This window comes from Guyparkeria sp. SCN-R1 (assembly GCF_003932495.1).
Lineage (GTDB): Bacteria > Pseudomonadota > Gammaproteobacteria > Halothiobacillales > Halothiobacillaceae > Guyparkeria.
The window spans coordinates 62,494-84,890 of record NZ_QZMT01000010.1; the positions used below are offsets into that span (position 1 = coordinate 62,494).

Genomic DNA, 22,397 nt, shown 5'->3' on the forward strand with positions numbered 1-22,397 from the left:
AAGGTCAGTCGACCGTGTCGGCCGAGAGCACGCAGCGGTTGCGGCCCTTCTCCTTGGCCTGGTAAAGCGCGTCGTCGGCGCGCGCGAAGACCGTTTCCATCTCCTCGCCGGGCGTGAATTCGGCCAGTCCACAGGAGGCGGTGACGCCGATTTCGCGGCCGCGGTAGCGCAGCTTGGTACGTGCCAGCTTCTCGCGGATGCGCTCGACTACCTTGAGGGCGTCCTCGCCGGCGGCGGCCGGCAGCAACATCACGAACTCCTCGCCGCCAAATCGCGCGATGATGTCGACGTCGCGGATCAGGTTCATGAAGGTCTTGGCGACGATGATCAGGGTCTTGTCGCCGGCCTGATGACCGAGCTGGTCGTTGATCTCCTTGAAGCGATCCAGGTCCCAGATCGCCAGTGTCAGCGGGGATTCGTCGCGACGCATGCGCGCCATTTCCAGGCGCACGCGGTGATCGAAGGCCAGCCGGTTCGGCAGCCCGGTGAGGTTGTCGCGGAACAGTTTCGCCTCGCTCTGCTTGAGCTGTTCCTCGAGCATGCGCGTCTGGTCCTCGAGTCGCGCGAGTCGTTGCCGCAACTGTTCGTTGTCCGCCTCGACATCTTCCTGGCGGCGTTCTTCGCCCTGCTGGAAGGCCTGCACCTGCTGGCGGATGCGGTTGATCCGTTCGCGGACCACGAGCTTGAGGCCATCGAGATCGTCGGCCGATTCCACCTGCGCGTCGATGTCGTCGACCTGCTGGCGCAGCGAGTCGTCGAGCTTGAGGCGGGCGTCTCGCTGCACGAGCAGGTCGTCGCTCTGCGCCTGGCTGAACTGGTCGATGTCGGCCAGTGCGTCGGTGACCTGCTCGAGAAAGCGGGTGAGCTCGCCCTTCTCCTTCTCGATCGCCTGGCGCATGTCATTGATCAACGTGGCGCTGCGGTCGATCAGGATGCTGGGCAAGGTGCGGTCGTTGGGGTCGTCGATGGCCGCGATCAGTCGCGCGCGGCGACCTTCCATCGCATCGACGAAGGCGATGCGGTCGAGCAGCAGGGGCAGCACCTCACGAACATGTGAGGCCGAGCCGTTGTGCGTGCCATGACTGGCCGGGGCGGCCTCCGGCCGCGGTGCGTCGTCGGGCTGGCTGGCCTCGAGTTCACGGATGCGCCGCGCCAAGTCTTCGAGCTCGCCCTTGAGCCGGCCGACCTCGAAGGCATGCTCGTCCTGCTTGCGGGCCTTGTCGCGGATGCGGGCGGCGGCGTCGGCCAGCTCCGGGTAGGCCTTGTCGACGGCGAACAGCACCCGCGTGAGGGTGATCTTGAGCAGCCCGCCCAGTTCCTGGTCGTGGTCCTCCAGTCGGCCGAGTTCACCTAGCAGCTGTTCGTAACGCTCCCGGTAGTCGTCGTTTTCCGTCGACGCGGTGGGTGCCTCGGCCATCGTTTCGGTCTCTCCATAGGGTGAAGTGCCTAGACTAGTGCTGTTTATGCGGCAATGGTAGCGCGATGCTCATCGCCACCGGGATGTGGTCCGAACCGCCGATCGGGCGGGCCTCGGTGCCGCGGATATCGAGCGACTGGCTTACCGCGATGTGATCAATCGCCCGTTGCGGTTGCCAGCGCGGGTAGGTCAGCGGGGGGCGCTTGGGCAGCTTCAGGCCGTTCTCGATGCACCACTGCTGCATGCCGGGGTCGTCAGGTTCGCAGTTGAAATCGGCCATCACCACCACGTAGCCCGGGACGTCGGCCAGCTCGCCCAGCTGGTCGAACTGCATCTGGCGGGCGCGGCGGCTCAGGGCCAGATGGGTGTCGATCACGCGCAGCGGGTGACCGTCCCAGAGGAAATCCGCTACCAGTGCCCCGCGGCCGGGCATGCGACCGGGCAGCGGACACTGGGTGATCTCCCGTGGCTGGATGCGGCTGATCAGGCCCAGAGCGTGCTTACCGAACTGGCCGAGATCGCGGTTGACGCGCACCGCCCAGTGGGAGAGTTCGGCCAGTTCGGCCAGGTGCTCGGCCTGGTTGAGAAAGCGGCTGCGGATCGAGCCGGCATCGGCCTCCTGCAGGCCGATGATGTCGAAGTGCGACAGGGTGGGGGCGATCGCGGCTAGGCTGCGGGCGCGGTCGGCACTGGGCAGTAGGTGCTTCCAGCCGCCGGTAAGATAGTCGCGGTAGCGATGGGTGGCGATGCCGACCTGGATGTTGTGGGACAGGAGCCGCAGCGGTTGATGGCCCCGCACGGCAATGAAATCCTCGGGTCCGCCGGTGGCCGTGCTGCAGCTCAGGCCGCGTTGGCTGGCCGCCCGGCGGGTCATCCGCCCACCAGGGTCTCGCCGAGTCGACGCGTGAGCTGCTCGTTCTCACGGTAGTCCACGGGCACGTCGATCACGCAGACCGACGCGCTTGCCATCGCCTCCTTGAGGATTGGCAGTAGCCCGTCGCCGGATTCGACCCGGTAGCCCTTCGCGCCGAAGCTCTCGGCCAACTGGACGAAGTCGGGGTTGCCGAAGTGCACGCCGGTGCTGCGTCCGAATCCGCGGCGCTGCTTCATGTCGATCAGGCCGTAGCCGCCGTCATTCCAGATCAGCACGATGATCGGTGTCTTGCAGCGCACGGCCGTTTCCAGTTCCTGCACGTTCATCAGGAAGCCCGCGTCGCCGGTGGCGGCGACGATGTGGCGCTCCGGGTAGAGCAGCTTGGCGGCGATCGCCCCGGGCAGGGCGATGCCCATGCTGGCAAAGCCGTTGGAGATGATGCAGCTATTGGGCTGCTCGGAGCGGTACATGCGCGCGAGCCACATCTTGTGGGCGCCGACGTCCGAGATGACGATGTCCTGGCTGGAGAGTGCGGTGCGCAGGTCCCAGATCAGCTTCTGCGGCTTGATCGGCATGCAGTCGTCGTCGGCGTGCCGGTTCATGTCCTCGATCAGCGCCTCACGCAGGTTGCGGAAGGCCGGTCCGTCACGCGGGGTGGTCATGTCGCCGAGACGGTTCATGGCGGTGTTGATGTCACCGACGATGCTGGTCGCCACCGGGTAGTAGGCATCCACCTCGGCGGCCTCGGTGTCCACATGGATGATGTGGCGATCGCGGGTGGGGTGCCAGAGCTGGGGGTGGTATTCCACCAGGTCGTAGCCGATGCAGACGATCACGTCGGCCTGGTCGAAGCCGACGTTGACGTAGTCCTTCGATTGCAGGCCGACCGAGCCCAGCGCCATCGGGTGGCGGAAGGGGATCACGCCCTTGGCCATGAAGGTGTTGGCCACGGGGATGTTGAGGCGCTCGGCAAGACTCGCCAGTGCCTCGCTGGCCTCGGCGCGGACCACGCCATGGCCGGCGAGGATGATCGGGTGCCGGGCCTCGCTCAATAGCCGAGCCGCCTGTTTGAGGCTGGACTCGCGCGGTTCGCTCGCCCCGTTGGCGGTCACCCGCAGCGGCTCGGCGTAGCCCGACTCCACCGGCATGGCGGCGACGTCTTCGGGCAGCTCGATGAAGCTCGCCCCGCCCTTGCCGGCCTCGGCAAACTTGGTCGCGCGACGAATGGTCTCGGGGATCGCCGACGGGGTGACGATCCGCGAGGCATAGCGGGTGATCGGTTCGAACATTCGCACCAGGTCGAGCACCTGGTGCGACTCCTTGTGCAGCCGGTCGATGCCGGCCTGCCCGGCGATGGCGATCAGCGGGGCGTGGTCCATGTTGGCGTCGGCCACGCCGGTGACCAGATTGGTCGCGCCGGGACCGAGCGTGGAAAAGCAGACCCCCGGCTTGCCGGTGAGCCGACCGACGAGATCGGCCATGAACGCCGCGCCCTGTTCATGGCGCGTGACGATCAGCTCGATCGACGACTCGTTGAGTGCATCGACGAAATCGAGGTTTTCCTCGCCCGGGATGCCAAAGACGTACTTGACGCCCTCGTTCTCGAGGCAGCGCAGCAGCAGTTGGGCGCCGGTGGTCACGGGGCGATCAGTCTCGTTCGTCACGGATCTGTTCGATCAGGGCGTCGACGACCTCCAGCATCTCGACGTTGCCGCCGGCCAGCCGCCCGGTGACGAGGTAGCGGCCATCGACCAGCAGGGACGGCACGCCCTGCACGCCGGCATCCTGGGCGATTTGCCCGGTCTGGCGGATGGCGTTCTGGGTGCCGAAGCCCTCAAAAGCCTCGAGAAACGCCTCGCGGTCGACGCCCTGCTCGGCGTAGAAGTCGGCGATCGAGTCGGCGTCCGTCAGACGGTTGCCTTCCTCGTGGATGGCGTGGAATACCTTGGCGTGCGTCTCGTCGACCACGTCGAGCTGGTCGGCGGCGTAGAAGGCGCGTGTCAGCGGCACCCAGTGCTGGCCGAGTGCCACGGCGCGGCGCTCGAACACCACGTCCTCGTCCAGTTCCTCGAGCCACGGCTCGAGTTCACCCTCGAGGTAGTAGCAGTGCGGGCAGCCATACCAGAAGAACTCCTGGACCAGGACCTTGCCCTCCGGCGAGGTGACATCGGTTTGCACCTCCTTGTAGCCAGATCCTGCGGCCATCGCGGGGGCGGCCAGGGCCAGGGCGGTGGTGGCGAGCAGCGCGGTGACGAATGACTTGAGGCGATTGACGAGCATGGAATGTCTCCGAGATTCGATCAGGTGGGGCGTTCAGTGCGGGGCCGAGTCGGCCGGTGCCCCTGAACGAAGTATGGGGCAAGCCCGCTGTCCTTGCAGCCGGCCGCCCCATGCGTGTTCATTCGGTTTGGGCGGATCAGAGTTCGCCGTAGGAGTGCAGCCCCGAGAGGAACATGTTCACCCCGAGGAAGGCGAAACTGGTGATGAACAGGCCGCCGATGCTCCACCAGGCCATGACCGGACCGCGCCAGCCCTTAGTCAGGCGCATGTGCAGCCAGGCGGCGTAGTTCAACCAGACGATCAGCGCCCAGGTCTCCTTCGGGTCCCAGCTCCAGTAGCCGCCCCAGGCCTCGGCCGCCCACATGGCGCCGAGGATGGTGGCGATGGTGAAGAAGGCGAAGCCCAGCGCGATGGCCTTGTACTGGATGTCGTCCATCACGGCCAGCGACGGCAAACGATCGTTCGGCCCGTCACCGCCCATCTTCTGCTTGATCAGGTAGGCGATGCCGACCATGGCGGCGATGGCGAAGGTGCCGTAGCCGACGAAGTTCGCGGGCACGTGGATCTTCATCCACCAGCTGTTGAGCGCGGGGACCAGCGGCTCGATGACGTGGGCCTCACGGTCGAACTGGTACCAGAGCAGGAAGGCCAGCGAGATGCCGATGATCAGCATCACGAAGCCGCCCAGGCTGCGGTTGTTGTAACGCTTCTCGTAGTAGAGATAGAGCAGCGCGGTGAACACGGCGAATACGATGAATACCTCGTAGAGGTTGCTCACCGGGATGTGGCCGTAGTCGAGGTTGATCAGGTAGCCCTCGCGCCAGCGGGTGAAAAAGGCGACAAAGCCCATCAACGAGCCGGTCCAGACCAGCGCCGAGCCGACCTTCAGTCCGTAGTTCGAGCGCACCAGGGTGGCAATGAAGTAGGTGGGGATCGCCAGGAAGTAGAGCGCGACCATCCACATCGTCGCCGCGGTGCTCGACAGGAAGTACGTGAACAGGAAGGTGGATTCCTGGAATTCCGCCAGCCCGTCACGGCCCACCGGCCCGTCGGCGCCGAGGATGTTGTACTGCCAGACGGCGAAGGTGGAGATGATGGCCACGACCCCCACCAGCCAGCGGGTGGCCGGCCAGACCCAGCCGAGGAAGCCCAGCCCCAGGGCGGTACCGAACAGCGTGCCGGTGGCATAGAAATCGAGAGATTCGCTGTACTGCACGTAGCCGATGCCGGCGATGACCAGCATCGCGACCGTCCACAGCACGTCAATCAGGCCGACGTGCCGTGGTGCCGGCAGGTTCGAAGTGGGTTGATAGCCGTTGACCATCTGTTCGTTCGGGACAGACATCGTCGTTTTCTCCTGCGCGGATTAGTCCGGCGCCTCTAGCCCTTGCCGGGCGTCGTGGACGCGTCATTTTGGTCGTTGGACCCGGTCTGACGCATGAGCTCATCGCTGAACTGGGCGAAGGCCTGGTCGAAGTCGATGTTCTTGCGGGCATCCGTGCCGGCCACCACTACACGGTGGCGCGTTGACTCCCCATCATCGTTCACGTCGGCCGGTTTGATCAACACCCAGAGCCGACGGTAATGAATGTAGAACAGCATGAAGATGCCCAGGGTCAGCATCAGCGAGCCCAGGTACACCCAGAACATGCCCGGCGACCGGGTGATCTCCAGCCCGGTCGACTGGATGTGGTTGAAGCCGGTGGGCGCGACGAAGATCGGCGAGCCATAGTTGGGAATGACCGTGACCACGTCGAGTGCCTTCTCGAAGAAGTCCTCGTCGCGATCGCCGAATTCCTCGACCCCCTGATCCTGCAAGGTCTCCATGTAGGCGCGCATGAGCACCGACTGAACCACTCGGAACGAGGATTCGCGCGCCTGCTCGGCCATTTCAGGCGGCATGTCGCGCTCGGCCATCTGCTGGTCGACCTGCTCGGTCAGCGCGGAGAAGCCCTGCTCGACGAAGGTCTCGACCATGCCGGCGATTGAGCGGGCAGCCGAACTCTGGGCCGCGCCACCCTGACCACCCTGCGGGGTCTGCGCGACCAGGTCGGCGGCGATGCGGGTGATTTCGTCGCGGTCCTTGAGCGTGGCGTAGAACGCCATGAAGGTTTCGATCGAATCGTTGCGGTCGGCCGGGATGAACAGGAACTGCTGCTGGGCACCGACCTCCGGGGTCACGCCGCTGAGGAAGTACTTGGTGCCGTCGAACTCGACCGGCTGGAAATAGTTTTCGTACTCGATCGCCTCGCCGGCGGCGTCACGCAGGCGGAAGGTGACCGACGGGCCGAAGTTGGTGTTCTCGCGGCTGCCGTCGGGGCCCTCGGTGGGGTTGACGTTGAACAACGAGAAATCGCGGAATTCGAGCTTGTACTTCTCGCCGTTGAACTCGAAGCTTCGTTCCTGATTGACCGTGCCCTCGAGCGCCTGCTTGGTGCCAGCCTTGCCGAACAGCTGCCAGGCATCGAACTCCAGCTCCGTGCCGCCGTCGCCGAAGCTCGACTGGAAGATGTTGTAACCCTTGTAGCGCAGCGGGTGATTGACGCGGATGGTCTCATCGATCGATTCACCGGTTTCCTTGTCGGTGAGCGTGATCTTGGAGTTGAAGGACTTGGGCATGCCGGTGTCGTAGTGCTCGACAAAGAAGTCCTCTATCTCGATCTTGAACGGCAGGTTCTGCACCACGTAGCCGTCCTTCAGCCCGATGAAAGCGACATCGCCCCACTTGCCCTCGGGGATGTTCACCGAGCCGCGGAACCCGGCCAGCGCGCCCGGCGGCAGGTGCGATTCCTCGGGCACCTGGCTGACCGGCAGGTCGCGGGTCTCGACCTCGACCACGCCCAGCATGTTGAGCGTCTTGAGGTACATCTTGCTGTCGATCAGCCCGCCGACCAGGATCACCACCATCCCTAAGTGGGTAAGCACGTAGCCGATGCGGTTCATGCCGCCCTTGCGCGCGGCCACCAGGGTCTCGCCCTCGCGTTCCTTGACCCGCGCCTTGTAGCCCAGCTGCGCGAAGATCTCCTGGGTGCGTTCGACGATGGTCGCGGCGGAGAGGTCGCTCTCGTACTGGCGGGAGTGACGGAAGGCACGCAGCGACTTGTCCTGCGCATTGAGGCGGAAGCTCTTGATGTCGCGCATGAAGCCCGGCGTGTTGCGGATCAGGCAGGCGCTGGTCGAGGCGAGCAGGAACAGCAAGATGGTGACGAACCAGCCGGCCGAGTAGACGTCGTAGAGCTTGAGGGCATTGAAGGCCTCGTACCAGAACGGGCCGAACTCGATCAGGTAGTCGTTGACCGGCTGGTTCTGCTGCAACACGGTGCCGATCACCGAGGCGATCGCCAGGATCGAGAGCAGCGCGATCGCCAGGTTCATCGACGTGAGCCAGGTGTACAGGCGCGAGCTCAGGCTGCGGCGGCGTTTGCGGGCGGTTTGGGCCTGGGAGGTCATCGGCTAGCCTTCGCGGGATCGGATAGGTTCATGGCGACTGTCGGCATCGGGATGCGTTCGCCAACGGATTCAGGCGTCTCGCCGCCGCCCGGGTGCCCCGACAAGCGGCGGCCCGGGCGGTACGGTGACGTGTTGGCGCTCAGTCGAGGCTGGCGATGTGTGCGGCCAGTGCGTCGATTTCGTCGTCGGTCAGCTCGGCGGCCAGCGGGGCCATCAGGGTGGCCTGACCATGGGCGCGCGCGCCGCTGCGGTAGTCCTTGAGCGACTGGGCGACGTAGCCGGCAGTCAGCCCGCGCAGGGCCGGGAAGCCGGCCGGCTGGTTGCCGAGCGCTTCGCTGTGGTGACAGGCGGCACAGGCGGCGACGTTTTCGCGACCCTGATGGTACAGGTCCGCGCCCAATTCTGAACCCTCGTCGGCGGGGCTTGCCACCTTGCGCTCCTGGGCGGCGTAGTAGGCGGCGATGTCCTGGATCTGCTGGTCGCTGAGACCGGAGGCCTGTCCATTCATGATGGCGTTCTCGCGCTTGCCGTCGCGATAAGCGGTCAGTTGCGAGGCGACATACTTGGCCGGCTGGCCGGCAAGCGACGGGAAGGCCGGGTTGTTGCTGTTGCCCTTGTCGCCGTGACAGGCGGCGCAGGACTGGGCTGCCTCGCGGCCGGCCTTGATCGAGCCGGCCTCGCTGGCCTGTGCGGCGCCGGCGAGAAAGGAGAGCCCCATCAGCATGCCGGCGGCGAAACGGCCGCGACGCGGCATCGGGTGAACTGCTGTCATCATCGCTAACAATCTCGTTGTGGTTCGCGTTCGGCCGGCCCTGGCCTTCATAAAAGGTGTTTCGGAGCGCCCCGATTATAGGAATTCAGTCGAGCAATTCACCGCGGTATTCCCAGATTGGGACGGGGCGTCGCCAAAACGACCCGTAATCAAACCGCATAAGTCACTCGCTTGCAACCTTGTGGCGTGGCAGGATGCCTGGGGAAGGTCTGCACGACTACCAATGCCTCTGGCTTGCCGGCGTGTTCGCCATCAAGGCGCCGATTCGAAGGCGGGCTCGTTGCCCGGCGAGAATCGGCAACACCGAGGGCGGGCAAGCCGGCAAGCCCCGTAGGGCGGGACGCCAGACGCCCATCTGCGGCGTTGCAGCGCTTGCCAATGACGACGGCCATTGGGCGGCGCACTTGCGCCTAGCAGCTGGACGTCTGGCGTCCCGCAGAGGCGTTGGTAGTCGTGCAGACCTTCCCCAATGGGAAAACACGGGTTTGGGTCCGTTGGCTTTTCCTCCTCCCCTTCAATGCCTGGTTGAACCGCATGACCGACGACGCCACTCGACACCAACGCCGCCTGTTCGACGCCGCCTCCTTCATCAAGAGCGCCCCGCGCCTGACCGACATCGGCGAGGACATCGGCGCCGAGGTCGCCTTCGCCGGACGGTCGAACGCCGGCAAGTCCACCGCGCTCAATGCCCTGGTCGGGCAGAAGGCGCTGGCACGCACCTCGCGCACGCCGGGACGCACCCAGATGATCAACCTGTTCGGTCTGGGCGGGGAGACGGAGGGTGCTCGCCGCCGGCTGGTCGACCTGCCCGGCTACGGTTATGCCAAGGTGCCCGAGCGGGTACGTCGCGCCTGGGGCGATGCGATGGCGCAGTACTTCGCTGAGCGCCAGTCACTGGTCGGCGTGGTGGTGATCATGGACATTCGCCACCCGCTCAAGGCGCTCGACCAGCAGATGATCGAGTACGCAACCGCGCGCGGCCTGCCGGTACTTGCCTTGTTGACCAAGGCCGACAAGCTCAGCTTCGGCCAAGCCAAGCAGACGGTGGCACGACTGGCGCGCGAGCATCCCCTGCCCGATGGCCAGTGGATGGCCTTTTCCGGCACCAAGGGCACCCATGTGCGCGAGGTCCGCGACGTGATCAGCGAGTGGCTGGACCGGGCGCCTGACTGAATCGGTGCGGCCAGCGGGCGGCCGGCACGACTCCGATGGCGCTCAGCGCGTCTCGATCGTCAGGTCGGCGACCAGCGGCAGGTGGTCGGAGATGCGCGGCACGATCGGATCGCGGATCGCCCTGAGTGCGTGGGCGTGCAGCGGGCCGCGAATCCAGATCTGATCGAGCGGCAGCAGCGGGCGCCCGGCGGGAAAGGTGCGTCGCACCGGCAGGCGGGTCAGCTCGCGGTGGAGTACCCGCAGGCTCCTGGCCCGCGGCAGCCATTCATTGAAATCACCGGCCAGCAGCAGCGGCGCATCGGGCGACAGCTCGGCGAGTGCCTTGGCCAGTCGTCGCCCCTGCTCGCGACGCTCGACCAGGCCCAGCCCGAGGTGCACCACCCAGCAGTGCAGCGTGCTTTCGGGCAGGTCGATGCGCGCTCTCAAGGCCTGGCGGGGCTCGCGGTCGACGTGCGAGAGCTCCAGCGGGGTCTCGGGGTGAATCGGCCAGCGCGAGGCGATCAGGTTGCCAAATCCGGTCACCTCGCCGGGGCGGTGCTGGCAGCCACGCTCGTGGGTCGGGGCGAACAGCCAGTGCGGCAGGATCGGTTCGATTGCCCGCAGCAGGCGGTCGTCGGCCGGGTTACTGGCGAGGTTGGCTTCCTGTAACGCCACCACGTCCGGCGCGAGCAGGCGCAACACCCGCGCGGTGCGCTCCGGGGTGTAGCGGCCGCGGTGGTCGATGCAGCTGTGGATGTTCCAGGTCACGACACGCAGCCGACGCCCGGCGTCCGTCATGATGCCCCCGAGGCCTGTTCGCGCAGGGCCAGCCACCGTGACAACCCCCAACCGATGCCGATGAATACCGCGGTGATCAGTACCAGCACGCCGATCGTGGCCGGTGAAGGCTCGAGCAGCGTGCGCAGCAGTTGGTCGGAGAAGATCGTCAGCGCCACGGTGCCCGGAACGAGGCCGGCCAGGCTGCCGATCAGGAAATCGCGGAAACGAATCCGGCTGGCGCCAGCGACCAGGTTGACCACCGCGAAGGGGGCCAGCGGGACCAAGCGCAACGAGAATACGGTCAGGATGCCGCGGCGGGCCAGGGTGCGAGACAACCGATCGAGCCGCTTGCCTGCCAGCCGGCGCAGCGCCTCGGCACCGAGGAACTGGCCGACGAGAAACCCGGTCAGTGCGGTGGTCACCAGCGCGCCGTAGGCCAAGCCGAAACCGGCCCAGGCCCCGAACAGCAACCCGGCGGCCACCACCACCGGCGTCGCCGGCACGCCCAGCAGCAGCCCGATCACGGCCAGGCCGAGAAAGGCCCAGGTTCCGCCGGGCGCGTCGCGGAGATCGGCCAGTCGATCGATCAGTTCCCCGGGGGCCAGCGCTTCGCCCAGCGGGGTGAATTTGAGCATGGCGGCGATCACCACGAACAGCGCGATCAACAGGGCAAAGGCGGCTGCCTTGCGTCGCACCGGCCCACGCGACTTCTTCTCGATGAACATGTCGATCAGTTCCTCTGGTGGGCGGGCACGTTCGGGGTCGATGACCGCGGCATCGGGCACCTGGCGGTCGATTTCCGGGTCGAGCGTGATGGTCAACGGTTCGAGCCAGCGCTCGCTCCCGGGGCGGTTGAGCGCGTCGATCGCCGCGGCGACCGAGCCGTGTTCGTCCTCGGCGGCCGCGACCGCCGACGGCGTGGTGCCTAGATGCTCGGCGAGCAACTCGCGGCGCATGGCGGCGATGGCCGCGCGGCTTTCCTCGCGATCGCCCAGCACGGCGAGGTTCAATTCGCTGTCAAAGCCCATCGAGCGATTCGAGGTGTTGGCCGAGCCGAGGTTGATCTCGTGGTCGTCGCCGATCACCAGCTTGGAATGCAAGCTCACCATGGCGGGCTCCAGGCCGGCCACGGCCGGGTAATAGATCCGCAGGCGGCCGTGCCGGTCGGCGGCGCGCAGGCGCTCGATCAGGCGGGCGCGCAGCACGTCCATGGTCACGCGTTCGAGCCAACCGTCCTTTTCCCGCGGCAGCAACAGGATCACCTCTGGGCCGGACTCTTCCTCCAACCGTGCGATCAGCGCCTCCCCGATCCGGTGGCTGGTGAAGTACTGGTTCTCGATGTAGATACAGTCGCGTGCCTCGCCGATCAGTCGGCACAGCCGAGTCTCGATCTCGCGTACCTCGGTCTGATCACGCCAGGCGGGCAGTGTGCGTGCAATGCCTACCCGGGCATTGTCGAGGACGACGGCGACGTGCTCGGCCGGCCAAGGTGCGGGGTGATCGGTCTGGCTGGGTGGGTCGAGGTGCTCCCCGGTGGCCCGCTGCCAGCGCGCGCGTGTGAGCTCGCCGAGATCGCGGCAGATCGGCCCGGTCACCGCGAAGGCCAGGTCATGGAACGGCGGGTACGGCTGGCCGTCGGGATCGCGGCGCAGTGACTCGTCCGCGGCGTGGGCGCGCCGGTCCCAACGCCACTTGGACGGGTCGAAGCCGCCGATCAGCGCTGCCCGGTCGTCGATGACCAGCATTTTCTGGTGCTGCGAGGCGCCCATGGGGTGTTCGCCGTCGTAGTGCACCTTGAGGCGCGGATGGCGGGCCATCGGGCGCGAGAACAGCGGCAGCCATTCGCGCTCGAAGGCGTAGATCATGGCGAAGTCCCAGGGGAGCAGGTGGATCGTCAGCCCCGGGTTGTCCTTCAGTGCGTGGTGCAGCACGGCGGTCAGGTGACACGGGGCCTGATCCGCCTCGCAGGGGCGGTGCATCTCGACCCGGCTGTCGATGTCCCAGCAGAGGATGATGGCCTGGTGGCGGGCCTGCGCGAGCATCTCGGCAAACGCCGGGAACCAGTGCTCGCCATCGATCACTAGGCCAAGACGATCGGCCCGGCCGGTACGCCAGAAGCCCTCATCTGTCGGGGCAACCTCATCGTTGGTGTCGGTGGTCGTCATGCAGGCGCTTTCGCCTCCGCTGCGGGTATCGGGTTAGATCGTAGTTTAATCGGCGGTAGTCGCCCGGCGGCAGTCGGGATCGTCAGGCGGTCAGTAGCGCCCACCAGGTCAGTGCCGAGATCGAGAGCCAAGCCACCGGTAGGGCGAGCAGGATTCCGCGTAGCGGCAGGCAACCGCGCCGGGGCACGCGGGCCATCAGCAACAGACCGATGGTGGCAATGGCCGTGGGATCGGGTGCGACGGCAAAGAGTTCCGTACCCGCCAGTGGGCGTCCACCGGCAAGCCAGGCGATCGGGTGGAGCGCCAGCCCCCAGAGGGCAAGTCCCAGCCCGAGCCAGTGACGGGGCCGTTGCGGGCGGGCAAGGGCGAGCCCCGGTCCGAACGCGGCCAGCGCCAGCAGCATGACGGCTTGGCCCGCGAACAGGACGGCAAACCAGGGCGCGGCCAGGTTGATCTGTGCGTACAGCCCGAAAAAGCGCCATGCCACCCAGCCCCAGGCGATGGCAAGCAGCGCGGCTGCCAACCGGTGAGCGACGTGGGTGCGTGAACCGGCCAGAACCAGCATCGCCACGCTCAGGGCAGCGAGCAGCACGTGGCCGGGCCACAGGGCGTCGTTCACCCGCTCGAACAGCCGGACATATATGGCCGGCGAGAACATCAGCAGGTCCGTGAGGCGGTAGCTCAGCCAGGTTTCCATGGGTGTCCTAGAACGCCTGCAGGTGTTCGATCATGCGACGCCGCAGTGACTCGTCGGGGAGTGGTCCGCGCAGCGCGGTCATGTTTTCCCGCATGTGCTCGACCCGGCTGGTGGCGGGGATCGCGCAGGTGACGCCCGGGTGGGCGATCAGGAACTTGAGCAGGTAGTCGGCCCAGTTCGCCAGCCCTGCCTCGCTCGCCCACTCGGGGAACGGATGGCGCTTGACCCGATCGATCAGGCGTCCGCCCTGGAAGGGGCGATTGGCGATGAAGGCGATGCCCCGCTCCTTGGCCAATGGCAGCAGGCGGTCTTTGGCCTCGCGGTTGGCCAGGCTGTAGCTGGCCTGGACGAAATCGATCGGCCACTCGCGCATGATCCGCTCTATGTCGGCGTGCCGCCGCCCATGCGAGGTGGTGATGCCGACGAAGCGCATCCGGCCTTGCTCGCGCATCTCCAGCAGGTATTCCAGGTGCGCCTTCCAGGCGACCAGGTTGTGCACCTGCATCAGGTCCATCTGCTCGAGCCCCCAGCGACGCTCCGACTGGGCGACCTGCTCGGCGGTGGCGTCCCCGTCCGGGGTCCAGACCTTGGAGGCGGAAAACACGGGCGGCTTGCCGCCGATCTCGGCCAGCGCGTGACCGACCACCGCCTCGGCCGAGCCGTACATGGGCGAGGAGTCGACCAGTGCGCCCCCGGCCTCGAGGAAGGTGCGCAGCACCTCGGTGCGTCCGGCTCGGGCCTCGGGGTCCGAGCCGACGTTGAAGGTGATCCAGGTGCCCATGCCGATCGCCGGCAGGTCATGGTCGTCCGGCAGGCGCCGGGTGATGATGTCTCTGTGTTCCGGCTGGTCCTGGCCGAACGTGCCGGGCAGCCAGCCGGCGCCCAGGCCGGCGGCGGCCAGTTGCAGCATGCGTCGTCGAGAAAGGTCGGTGTCTGACATGGCCGGGCCTCCCGTGTGCGTCGAGGCTCCCCCGATGGCATCGGGGAAGACTGGCTTGACCATAGTCGCCACGCGAGCGAGTGGCCAATGGTTTGCCCTGGGTTTTGATAACCCACCACCACCGTTTTAAAGCGCCGTTCGTGGAAATGGCCGGGTTATTGAAAACAGAATATTCAAATATTTGATAATACTGGCTTTAAGTCTGATTTCAGTCGCTGCTTTGACGGCGTTATGCTGACCGGCCAATAATGACCACACCGGTTTTGTGGTCTTGTCGCGGTGGACCACGGAGCGTACGTCATCAACAGCCGAGCGGTTGGCGGCTTTCTCGACCAGGGATGGGTAAAAGCCAATGGGGAACAGTGGGAAATCATCGGGGCGAAAGGCGGCAGGCCCTCTCGCTCATGTGATCGGCTGGTTCCGATCCCTGCGCGCGCTGATGCTGGTCGTGGCGTTGGTGGTCTCGGTGGCGGTCACAGCGGCGGTCTACCTGGCCACCGAGGCGGTCTTCACCCAGGCGGTGCAGCGCGCGTCCGTGCAGAATGCCCGGGTGCTGGCCGACGGCACCTTCAATGCCATGTACCAGATCATGCGCCAGGGCTGGACGCGTGATCAGCTCAACGAGTTTCTCGATTCCCTCAACCAGCGCGCCGACCCCGGTGCGGTGATCAACGTCTATCGCGGCTCGCGGGTCAACGAGCTGTTCGGGCGCCTCGAGCAGCCCGCCCCGGACAAGACCGCCATGGCCGCCTTCGAGACCCGCCGGACCCACGTCGAGGCCGGCGACCAGATGGTGCGCTACGACCGCCCCCTGGTCGCCAACGCCGAATGCCTGCAATGCCACGTCAACGCCAATGCCGGTGACGTGCTGGGCGTACTCTCGATCCGCCAGCCGGTCGGTCCGATGATCGAGCAGGCGCACGACGAACTGGTCGACCGGTTGATGCTGATCGTCCCGGCGCCGCTGCTGGCCGCTCTGCTGATCGCGGGGCTGCTCAGCTGGCGGCTGGGCCGGTCGGTCAAGCGGCTCAACCGTTCGATCGAGCAGGTCAACCGGGTCGAGGACCTGGTCGACCTGCGTTTCGCGGGCGCCTCGACCGGCTTTACCGAGTTCGACGACGTGCTCTCGCGGGTCGATGCGCTGACCGACAAGGTCCGCCACGTGGCGATCGACCGCAACCTGCTGGAGTTCGAGATCGGCCTGCTCGAGCATTTCGTCATCACCTCCGACGTGGTGCGCGACTGGCGCCGTTACGTGCGCGACCTGCTCGAGGAGATCAACAAGCAATTCACCGTGCACGGCGTGTTCACCGCCTTCTCGATTGCCGATCGGCCCATCGGCGTGGACGTGTTCTGGCATGGCGAGGTCGACGAGGTGGTCGCCGCCCGTCTCGACCACGAGGTCAGCCGACGGGTGGGCGAAGGCTTCGGTAACCAGTCGCACGAGATCACGCCGCGTCAGCACCCCGGCCGGGAGGGTCCGCCGGTAACCGATGCCGGCCGCCTCGACCTGCACACAAAGACCCTCTCGATGGACCTGCCGCCGATGCGCGGGATGGTGGGGCTGATCGTGCCGATGGGCGAGGCGCGTGTGCCGGTGAAGAAGTTGGTGATCGAGTCGATTCTCTCGACCCTGATCAACGTGGTCGGCTCGGTGCGCGCGATCGAGCGGCACACCGAGGACCTCGAGTACTTCGCCACCCGCGACCCGCTCACCCGCCTGTACAACCAGCGCATGTTCTGGTCGCTGCTCGACTACGAGATCGGCCGCGCCCAGCGTCACGAGTACCGCTTCGGCCTGATGGTGATCGACCTCGATGACTTCAAGCGGGTCAACGATCGCTATGGCCACGGCTTCGGCGACGACTACCTGCGTCGCGTCGCTGATCTGTTGACCACCAGCCTGCGTGACGGCGATATCGTCGCCCGGTACGGCGGCGACGAGTTCGTTGCCATCCTGCCCGATGCCGACGACGCGACTGCCGAGCAGGTCGCCGACCGTCTGCTGGCCCGGGCCCAGCAGACGGTGGTCGCCGCCCCCGACGGCGAATCGCTCGTCCTGTCGCTCTCGATCGGTCTGGCCGTCGGGCCCGTGGATGCGGCCGACCCGGCCTCGGCGCAGGCGCTGTTCTCGCTGGCCGATCAGGCGATGTACCGCGCCAAGGCCGCCGGCAAGAACCGGCTGGCGGTGGCTAATCGCGACGAGGTCCGAGCGATCGAGCAGGCCGACGGTGCGTCGCACGAGGCGATCACCGTGATCGACCCGGCGTCGGTGTCGGTGGTCTACCAGCCGATCCGCCGGGCCGATGGCGAGGTGGTTGGTGCCGAGGTGTTCGCCCGCACCCAGGTGGGCGACCGGTTGGTGCCGGCGGCCGAGTTTGTGCGCGCCCTGGGCCGGGATCAGTTGGTCGACGGGGTCGACCGGCAGGTGGTCGAGCGCGCGCTGGGCGACCCGGTCATGCAGGGCTTTGCCGGGCAGCTGTTCTTCAATATCGCGCCCACCAGCCTGATGGAGGCACGTTTCATCGACTTCCTGCTCGCGGCCATCGAGGCCTCGCCGCTCGAGGCCCCGCAGGTCGTGATCGAGATCAGCGAAAGCCCGCTGGCCGGCGAGATCGGCGCCCTGGTCGGGCCGTTGGCCGACCTGCGGGCCGCCGGGGTGGGCCTGGCGATCGATCACGCCGGCTCCGGCCGCGAGACCCTGAGCTACCTGCGCCGCTTCGATGTCGACTACGTCAAAATCGAGGCCGACTGGCTGTGCGACCGCAAGGTCAGCCGCCGAGACCGCGCCTTCATCGACGGTTTGTTGACCATTGCAGAGACCCTCGGCGTCGCCGTGATCGCGGTCAACGTCGAGACCGACGCCCAGGTGGAGCTGATCCGTGGGCTGGCGATCGATCGGATGCAGGGCTACCGCTTCGCGCGAGAAAGCCCCACCCCGCCCGTGGTGCGGTTGTCGCCGTCCGAGACGTTCAGCGACCGGGGCGGGCGAGCGTGATGTCGCCGAGGCGCTCGCCGGCCTGTTCGCGGGCCAGGCGCAGGAAGGCATCCATGTAGGCGAGTCGATTCTCGTCACGGCGCACCGCCAGGTGCATGGTCGCCGACAGGCCGTCGCCCAGCGGCCGGGCCGTGACGATGCCCCGGGTGAGCTCGTCGCTGATGGCCCATTTCGGCAGGGCCGCCACGCCGTGACCGCTGGCAACCCACTGGGCGATCATCGCGGTGAGCTCCGATCGGCGCGATCCGGCCGGTTCGACGCCCGCCGGATCGAGAAAGCGTCGGTAGATGTCGAGTCGATCGCGCTCGACCGGGTAGCCGATCACGGTCTGGTCGGCCAGCATCTCGGGCGTGATGCGCGCCTCGGCGGCCAGCGGGTGGCCGGGGGCGAGCACCAGCACCACCGGGTAGTGGAACAGCGGCTCGAAATGCAGCTCCGGGTCATCGACCGGATCGGAGCTGATCACCCCGTCGAGCTGACCGCGGCGCAGCGCCTCGATGGCATCGAAACTGAACGACATCGACAGGTCGGTCTCGATCGAGGGCCACTGCGCCCGGTAGTGCTCGAGCGTGGGGATCAGCCAGGTGAAGCAGGAGTGGCATTCCAGCGCGAGGAACAGTCGGCCGGTCGCCCCGCCGGCAATCTGGCGCAGGTCGCGATCGAGTCGATCCACCTCCGGCAGCACCGTGTCGGCTGCTGCCAGCAGACGCCGCCCGGCCTCGGTCAGCCGCATGGGGCGCGAGCTGCGCGAGAACAGGGGCGTCTCGTAATACGACTCCAGCGCACGGATCTGATGCGACAGGGCCGACTGCGTCAGGTGCAGGCGTTCGGCCGCCGCGGCCAGCGACCCGGTCTGCTCGATCGCTCGGATGGTCTTGAGGTGGCGCAGTTCCAGGAACATGGGCGTTGCCTTCACTCAAAAAAATTGGCCGACCGGGTTGTCCCGCGCCGGCCAATGGGGTTGCGTGGCGAGAGCCTGTCGCGGGTCAGTCCCGCGGGGTCTTCAGGGTCACCAGCTCCTCGGCTGAAGTCGGGTGCAGGGCGACGGTATCGTCGAACTGGCCCTTGGTCAGGCCGGCCTTCACCGCCACGGCAAAGCCCTGCAGCATCTCGTCGGCGCCGTCGCCGACCAGGTGCAGGCCGGCGACGCGCTCCTCCTTGCCGACGCAGACGAGCTTCATCGCCGTCTTGAAGCCGTGGGCCGAGAGCGCGTAGCGCATCGGCGTGAACGTGGTCTCGTAGATCGTCACCTGCTTCTTGCCGAAGCGCTCGACGGCCTGTGGCTCGGTCAGGCCGACCGTGCCCAGCGCCGGGTGGGCGAAGACCACCGTCGGGATGGTCTCGTACTCGAGGTGCGCGTCGTTCTGGCCGTCGAACAGGCGGTCGGACAGGCGCCGCCCGGCGGCGATGGCCACCGGGGTGAGCGGGTACTTGCCGATGATGTCGCCGATGGCGTAGATGCCTTCCACATTGGTGTTCTGGTAGGCATCGACCGGGATCATGCCGTTCTTCTCCACCGCGACGCCGGCCTTGTCCAGGCCGATATCGTCGGTGTTCGGCTTGCGGCCGACCGCCCAGATCACCTGGTCGAACGGGCCGAGTGTCTCGCCGTCCGCGCCGTGGATGATCGTGCCCTCGTCGGTCTTCTCCAGCTTCGAGACCTTGTACGGCAGGTGGGTCTCGATGCCCATCTGATGCAGGTTCTCGGTGGCCGTCTCGCGGATCAGCGGATCGAACGGCGCGAGCACGGTGTCGAGCATGTCGAGCAGCGTTACCTCGCTGCCCAGCGAGCGCAACACGCCGGCCAGCTCCACGCCGATGTAGCCGCCACCGATGACGGCGGCCTTCTTCGGCAACTCGTCGAGCTCGAAGAAGCCGTCGGAGGTGATGCCGTGCTCGGCACCCGGTACCGGCGGGACCAGCGGGCGACCGCCGGTGGAGATCACGATGTGGTCGGCGGTGTAGGTGGTGCCGTCGACATCGACCTTGTCGCCGCCGGCCAGGCGGCCGTAGCCGTCGATGACCTCGAGCTTGAGGTCCTTGGCGTAGCCGTCCCAGAAGCGATTGATACCGGCGATGAACTCGCGGCGCTTCTTGGTCAGCGTGCCGAAGTCCACCGCGCCCGGCGCCTCGGGAAAGCCCCAGTCGACGGCGTCTGCCCGGTCGTGGGCGAGGTTGGCGGCGTACCACATGACCTTCTTCGGCACGCAGCCGACGTTGACGCAGGTGCCGCCGAGCGCGGTCGGCTCGACCACGGCGACCCGCTTGCCGTACTGGGACGCGCGCTCGGCGACCGCAAGACCGCCGGAGCCGCCGCCGAGGACGATCATGTCGAAATGCTTGCCACTCATGGATGTCTCCAGAAAGGGATGTCAGAAAACAGGGTCGGGCGTCATGACCAGTCTGGCAGGCCCGCACCCGGATGGAAGTAAAGCGGCTTTCGTCTGCCTTGCCCTGCGTGGCAGGCGAAAGCCGGCCCGGAAACCCGGGCCGTGTCTCGGCAACCAGGCGCGATCAGTAGCCGTTCTGCTTGAGCCAGGTTTCCACTTCTTCGCTGCCACCGATGCGCTGACCGTCGATGTAGACCTGCGGGACGGTCTCGGTCTGGGCGACGGCACGCAGGGCGCGCAGATTGACGTCGTCGCCGACGACAATCTCGTCGAACTCCAGCTCCGCGTCGTGCAGCATGCCCTTGGCGCGGGCGCAGAACGGGCAGCCCTTGCGGGTGAACAGCATGATCGAGTGCGGCTTCTTGGCGTTCGGCGCCAGCCAGTCGAGCATGGTGTCGGCGTCGGAGACTTCGTAGGGGTCACCCGGCTTCTCCGGCTCGATGAACATCTTCTCGATGGTGCCGTCCTTGACCAGCATGGAGTAGCGCCAGGAGCGCTTGCCGAAGCCGAGATCGTCCTTGTCGACCAGCAGGCCCATGCCGTCGGTGAAGTCGCCGTTGCCGTCCGGGATGAAACGGATACGGTCGGCGTCCTGGTCCAGGGCCCACTCGTTCATGACGAAGGCATCGTTGACCGAGATGCAGACGATCTCGTCGACGCCGTGCTTCTTGAATACCGGCGCCAGCTCGTTGAAGCGCGGCACGTGGCTCGAGGAGCAGGTCGGGGTGAATGCGCCCGGCAGGGAGAAGACGGCGACGGTCTTGCCCTTGAAGATCTCGTCGGTGGTCACGTTGACCCAATCATGGTTCTGACGGGTGCGGAAGGTGACGTTGGGTACCTTCTGGCCTTCACGATTCTCCAGCATGCAAAAGTCTCCTATTTGTCTGAGGGTAAAAACACGGGGACGAAAAAACCGGACCGGGTGGCAGCGATTCGCGCTGGCATCCCGGTGCACGGAAAAATCTGGGGTCGAAACCCGCAAATGCAATGCCCCGGGAAGGCCCCGAGGAACATGCCCCAGAGGCATGGTCCGTCGGCATTGCTTTGAATGGGTTTCAGCTTAGTCGAGGGTTTCGATCAGGGGAAATTGAATTTCCCGATCTTTTCGATAGCGGAAAACTATCGAAAAGTCGTCGGTCACTGGGTGGGCCGACAAGCGAGCGCTCCGACAGGTCAGTCGGTGGTGGGCAGTTGCTCCAGCGCCCAGAGGGAGTCGAGCGGTTCGCGACGGCGGATCTCATGGATGGCGCGGCCGTCGACCAGCACCTCGGCCGCCCGCGGCCGGGTGTTGTAGTTCGAGGCCATGGAAAAGCCGTAGGCGCCCGCGCCCAGCACGGCCAGCACGTCGCCCTCGGCCAGTTCCAGCTCGCGCTCGTGGCCGAGGAAGTCGCCGGTCTCGCAGATCGGGCCGACGATCTCCCAGGTGCCCGGGTGGCGATCGCCGGCGCCCAGGCCGGAACCTTGGCCGGCGGGGACGATCGCCATGTCGCTGCCGTAGAGCGCCGGGCGCATCAGGTCGTTCATGGCCGCGTCGACGATGGCAAACGACTTGTGCTCACCGGGCTTCAAGTACTCGACCCGGGTGAGTAGGGCACCGGCCGGGCCGGCGATAAAGCGACCCGGCTCGATCCAGATCGGCAGGTCGCGGGCCAGCGGGTCGGCGTCGACCACCGATCGGATCGCCTCGATCCAGTCGGCGGCCGCCGGCGGGGTCTCGTCGGTGTAGCGGATGCCGAGCCCGCCGCCGAGATCGAGGTGCTGGAGGGTGATGCCTCGCTCGGTCAGACGGTGGGCGAGCTTCATCACCCGCTCGGCGGCATCGCGAAACGGGCTGACGTCGGTCAGTTGCGAGCCGATGTGGCAATCGATGCCCGTCACTTCGAGCGCCGGATGCGCGTGCGCCCACTCGTAGAGCGGCAGCGCCTCGTCGATCGCGACGCCGAACTTGTTGTCCTTGAGCCCGGTGGAGATGTAGGGGTGCGTGCGGGCATCGACGTCCGGGTTGACGCGCAGGGAAATCGGCGCGACTTGCTGCATTTCGGCGGCAATATCGGCAATACGCTGCAATTCCGCCTCCGACTCGACGTTCAGGCAGCCGATCCCGGCCTCGAGCGCGCCGCGGATCTCGTCGGCCGACTTGCCCACGCCGGAGAAAACCGTTTTGCCCGGGTCGCCGCCGGCGGCCATCACGCGGGCCAACTCGCCGTAGGAGACGATGTCGAAGCCGGCCCCCAGTCGCGCAAGCACGTTGAGGATGCCGATGTTGCTGTTGGCCTTGACCGCGTAGCAGATGCGGTGGGCCCGATCGCCGAAGGCGGCGGTCAGGGCGTTGAAGGCCGATTCGATCGCGGCGCGCGAGTAGACATAAGTGGGTGAGTCGAAACGCTCGACGATCTCACCGGCTCTGACCTGCTCGATCAGGAGATCGCCGGCATCGTTGCGGGAGAAGAAGGGGGGCAGTTCGCTCTGGGGCACGTGAAGG

17 protein-coding genes are annotated in these 22,397 nt (G+C 66.6%); 2 read left to right on the forward strand and 15 right to left on the reverse strand.

Going from position 1 to position 22,397, the window contains the following annotated elements:
- Positions 1 to 4: 4 nt before the first annotated feature.
- The 7 genes from D5687_RS07020 to D5687_RS07050 all read right to left on the reverse strand — a co-directional run bounded on the left by D5687_RS07020 (position 5) and on the right by D5687_RS07050 (position 8,796).
- Positions 5 to 1,417 carry a diguanylate cyclase gene (locus tag D5687_RS07020; RefSeq protein ID WP_125199063.1) on the reverse strand — a complete coding sequence of 471 codons (1,413 nt, stop codon included), beginning with the start codon at positions 1,415 to 1,417 and terminating at the stop codon, positions 5 to 7.
- A gap of 34 nt (positions 1,418 to 1,451) precedes the next feature.
- The gene (locus tag D5687_RS07025; protein ID WP_125199064.1) at positions 1,452 to 2,291 is read right to left on the reverse strand and encodes an endonuclease/exonuclease/phosphatase family protein; all 840 of its coding nucleotides are present in this window, start codon (positions 2,289 to 2,291) and stop codon (positions 1,452 to 1,454) included.
- Positions 2,288 to 3,955, reverse strand: a complete 1,668-nt coding sequence (locus D5687_RS07030) for an acetolactate synthase large subunit (protein WP_240031450.1) — start codon at positions 3,953 to 3,955, stop codon at positions 2,288 to 2,290. Before D5687_RS07030 ends, D5687_RS07025 begins: the two co-directional genes overlap by 4 nt.
- Complete coding sequence (locus D5687_RS07035) at positions 3,939 to 4,571, reverse strand: thiol:disulfide interchange protein DsbA/DsbL (protein WP_125199065.1); 633 nt, start codon at positions 4,569 to 4,571, stop codon at positions 3,939 to 3,941. The genes D5687_RS07030 and D5687_RS07035 overlap by 17 nt, the downstream gene beginning before the upstream one ends.
- 136 nt (positions 4,572 to 4,707) lie before the next feature.
- Positions 4,708 to 5,916 (reverse strand): c-type cytochrome biogenesis protein CcsB, encoded by a 1,209-nt coding sequence (gene ccsB / locus D5687_RS07040; RefSeq protein ID WP_370271310.1) that lies wholly within the window; start codon positions 5,914 to 5,916, stop codon positions 4,708 to 4,710.
- Positions 5,917 to 5,951: 35 nt separating this feature from the next.
- The gene (locus tag D5687_RS07045) at positions 5,952 to 8,021 is read right to left on the reverse strand and encodes a cytochrome c biogenesis protein ResB (RefSeq protein WP_125199066.1); all 2,070 of its coding nucleotides are present in this window, start codon (positions 8,019 to 8,021) and stop codon (positions 5,952 to 5,954) included.
- A gap of 139 nt (positions 8,022 to 8,160) precedes the next feature.
- The gene (locus tag D5687_RS07050; RefSeq protein WP_158611802.1) at positions 8,161 to 8,796 is read right to left on the reverse strand and encodes a cytochrome c; all 636 of its coding nucleotides are present in this window, start codon (positions 8,794 to 8,796) and stop codon (positions 8,161 to 8,163) included.
- A gap of 531 nt (positions 8,797 to 9,327) precedes the next feature.
- Between D5687_RS07050 and yihA the strand changes: the two genes are divergently transcribed.
- On the forward strand, positions 9,328 to 9,966 hold the full coding sequence (gene yihA / locus D5687_RS07055; RefSeq protein WP_125199068.1) for a ribosome biogenesis GTP-binding protein YihA/YsxC: 639 nt from the start codon (positions 9,328 to 9,330) through the stop codon (positions 9,964 to 9,966).
- 42 nt (positions 9,967 to 10,008) lie between these two features.
- On the opposite strand, the gene D5687_RS07060 is transcribed toward yihA, so the two are convergent.
- The 4 genes from D5687_RS07060 to D5687_RS07075 all read right to left on the reverse strand — a co-directional run bounded on the left by D5687_RS07060 (position 10,009) and on the right by D5687_RS07075 (position 14,527).
- Positions 10,009 to 10,743, reverse strand: a complete 735-nt coding sequence (locus D5687_RS07060) for an endonuclease/exonuclease/phosphatase family protein (RefSeq protein ID WP_125199069.1) — start codon at positions 10,741 to 10,743, stop codon at positions 10,009 to 10,011.
- Entirely contained in the window at positions 10,740 to 12,890 is a 2,151-nt protein-coding gene (locus D5687_RS07065) for a VTT domain-containing protein (RefSeq protein ID WP_125199070.1), read from the reverse strand. Before D5687_RS07065 ends, D5687_RS07060 begins: the two co-directional genes overlap by 4 nt.
- A gap of 82 nt (positions 12,891 to 12,972) precedes the next feature.
- The gene (locus tag D5687_RS07070; RefSeq protein ID WP_125199071.1) at positions 12,973 to 13,587 is read right to left on the reverse strand and encodes a DUF6064 family protein; all 615 of its coding nucleotides are present in this window, start codon (positions 13,585 to 13,587) and stop codon (positions 12,973 to 12,975) included.
- A 7-nt stretch (positions 13,588 to 13,594) separates the two neighbouring features.
- Positions 13,595 to 14,527 (reverse strand): aldo/keto reductase, encoded by a 933-nt coding sequence (locus D5687_RS07075; protein WP_125199072.1) that lies wholly within the window; start codon positions 14,525 to 14,527, stop codon positions 13,595 to 13,597.
- Between the two features lie 406 nt (positions 14,528 to 14,933).
- Here D5687_RS07075 and D5687_RS07080 point away from each other — a divergent pair, with 406 nt between their 5' ends.
- Positions 14,934 to 17,525, forward strand: a complete 2,592-nt coding sequence (locus tag D5687_RS07080; RefSeq protein ID WP_158611803.1) for a diguanylate cyclase — start codon at positions 14,934 to 14,936, stop codon at positions 17,523 to 17,525.
- Here D5687_RS07080 and D5687_RS07085 read toward each other — a convergent pair.
- The 4 genes from D5687_RS07085 to lysA form a co-directional block, all read right to left on the reverse strand.
- The gene (locus tag D5687_RS07085) at positions 17,500 to 18,426 is read right to left on the reverse strand and encodes a LysR family transcriptional regulator (RefSeq protein WP_125199074.1); all 927 of its coding nucleotides are present in this window, start codon (positions 18,424 to 18,426) and stop codon (positions 17,500 to 17,502) included. The two genes, D5687_RS07080 and D5687_RS07085, sit on opposite strands and share 26 nt — an antisense overlap.
- An 85-nt stretch (positions 18,427 to 18,511) precedes the next feature.
- On the reverse strand, positions 18,512 to 19,876 hold the full coding sequence (gene gorA, locus D5687_RS07090) for a glutathione-disulfide reductase (RefSeq protein ID WP_125199075.1): 1,365 nt from the start codon (positions 19,874 to 19,876) through the stop codon (positions 18,512 to 18,514).
- Positions 19,877 to 20,039: 163 nt separating this feature from the next.
- Positions 20,040 to 20,780, reverse strand: coding sequence for a glutathione peroxidase (locus tag D5687_RS07095; RefSeq protein WP_125199076.1), 741 nt, complete (start codon positions 20,778 to 20,780; stop codon positions 20,040 to 20,042).
- Between the two features lie 308 nt (positions 20,781 to 21,088).
- Positions 21,089 to 22,390, reverse strand: a complete 1,302-nt coding sequence (lysA, locus tag D5687_RS07100; RefSeq protein WP_255410304.1) for a diaminopimelate decarboxylase — start codon at positions 22,388 to 22,390, stop codon at positions 21,089 to 21,091.
- Positions 22,391 to 22,397 lie beyond the last annotated feature (7 nt).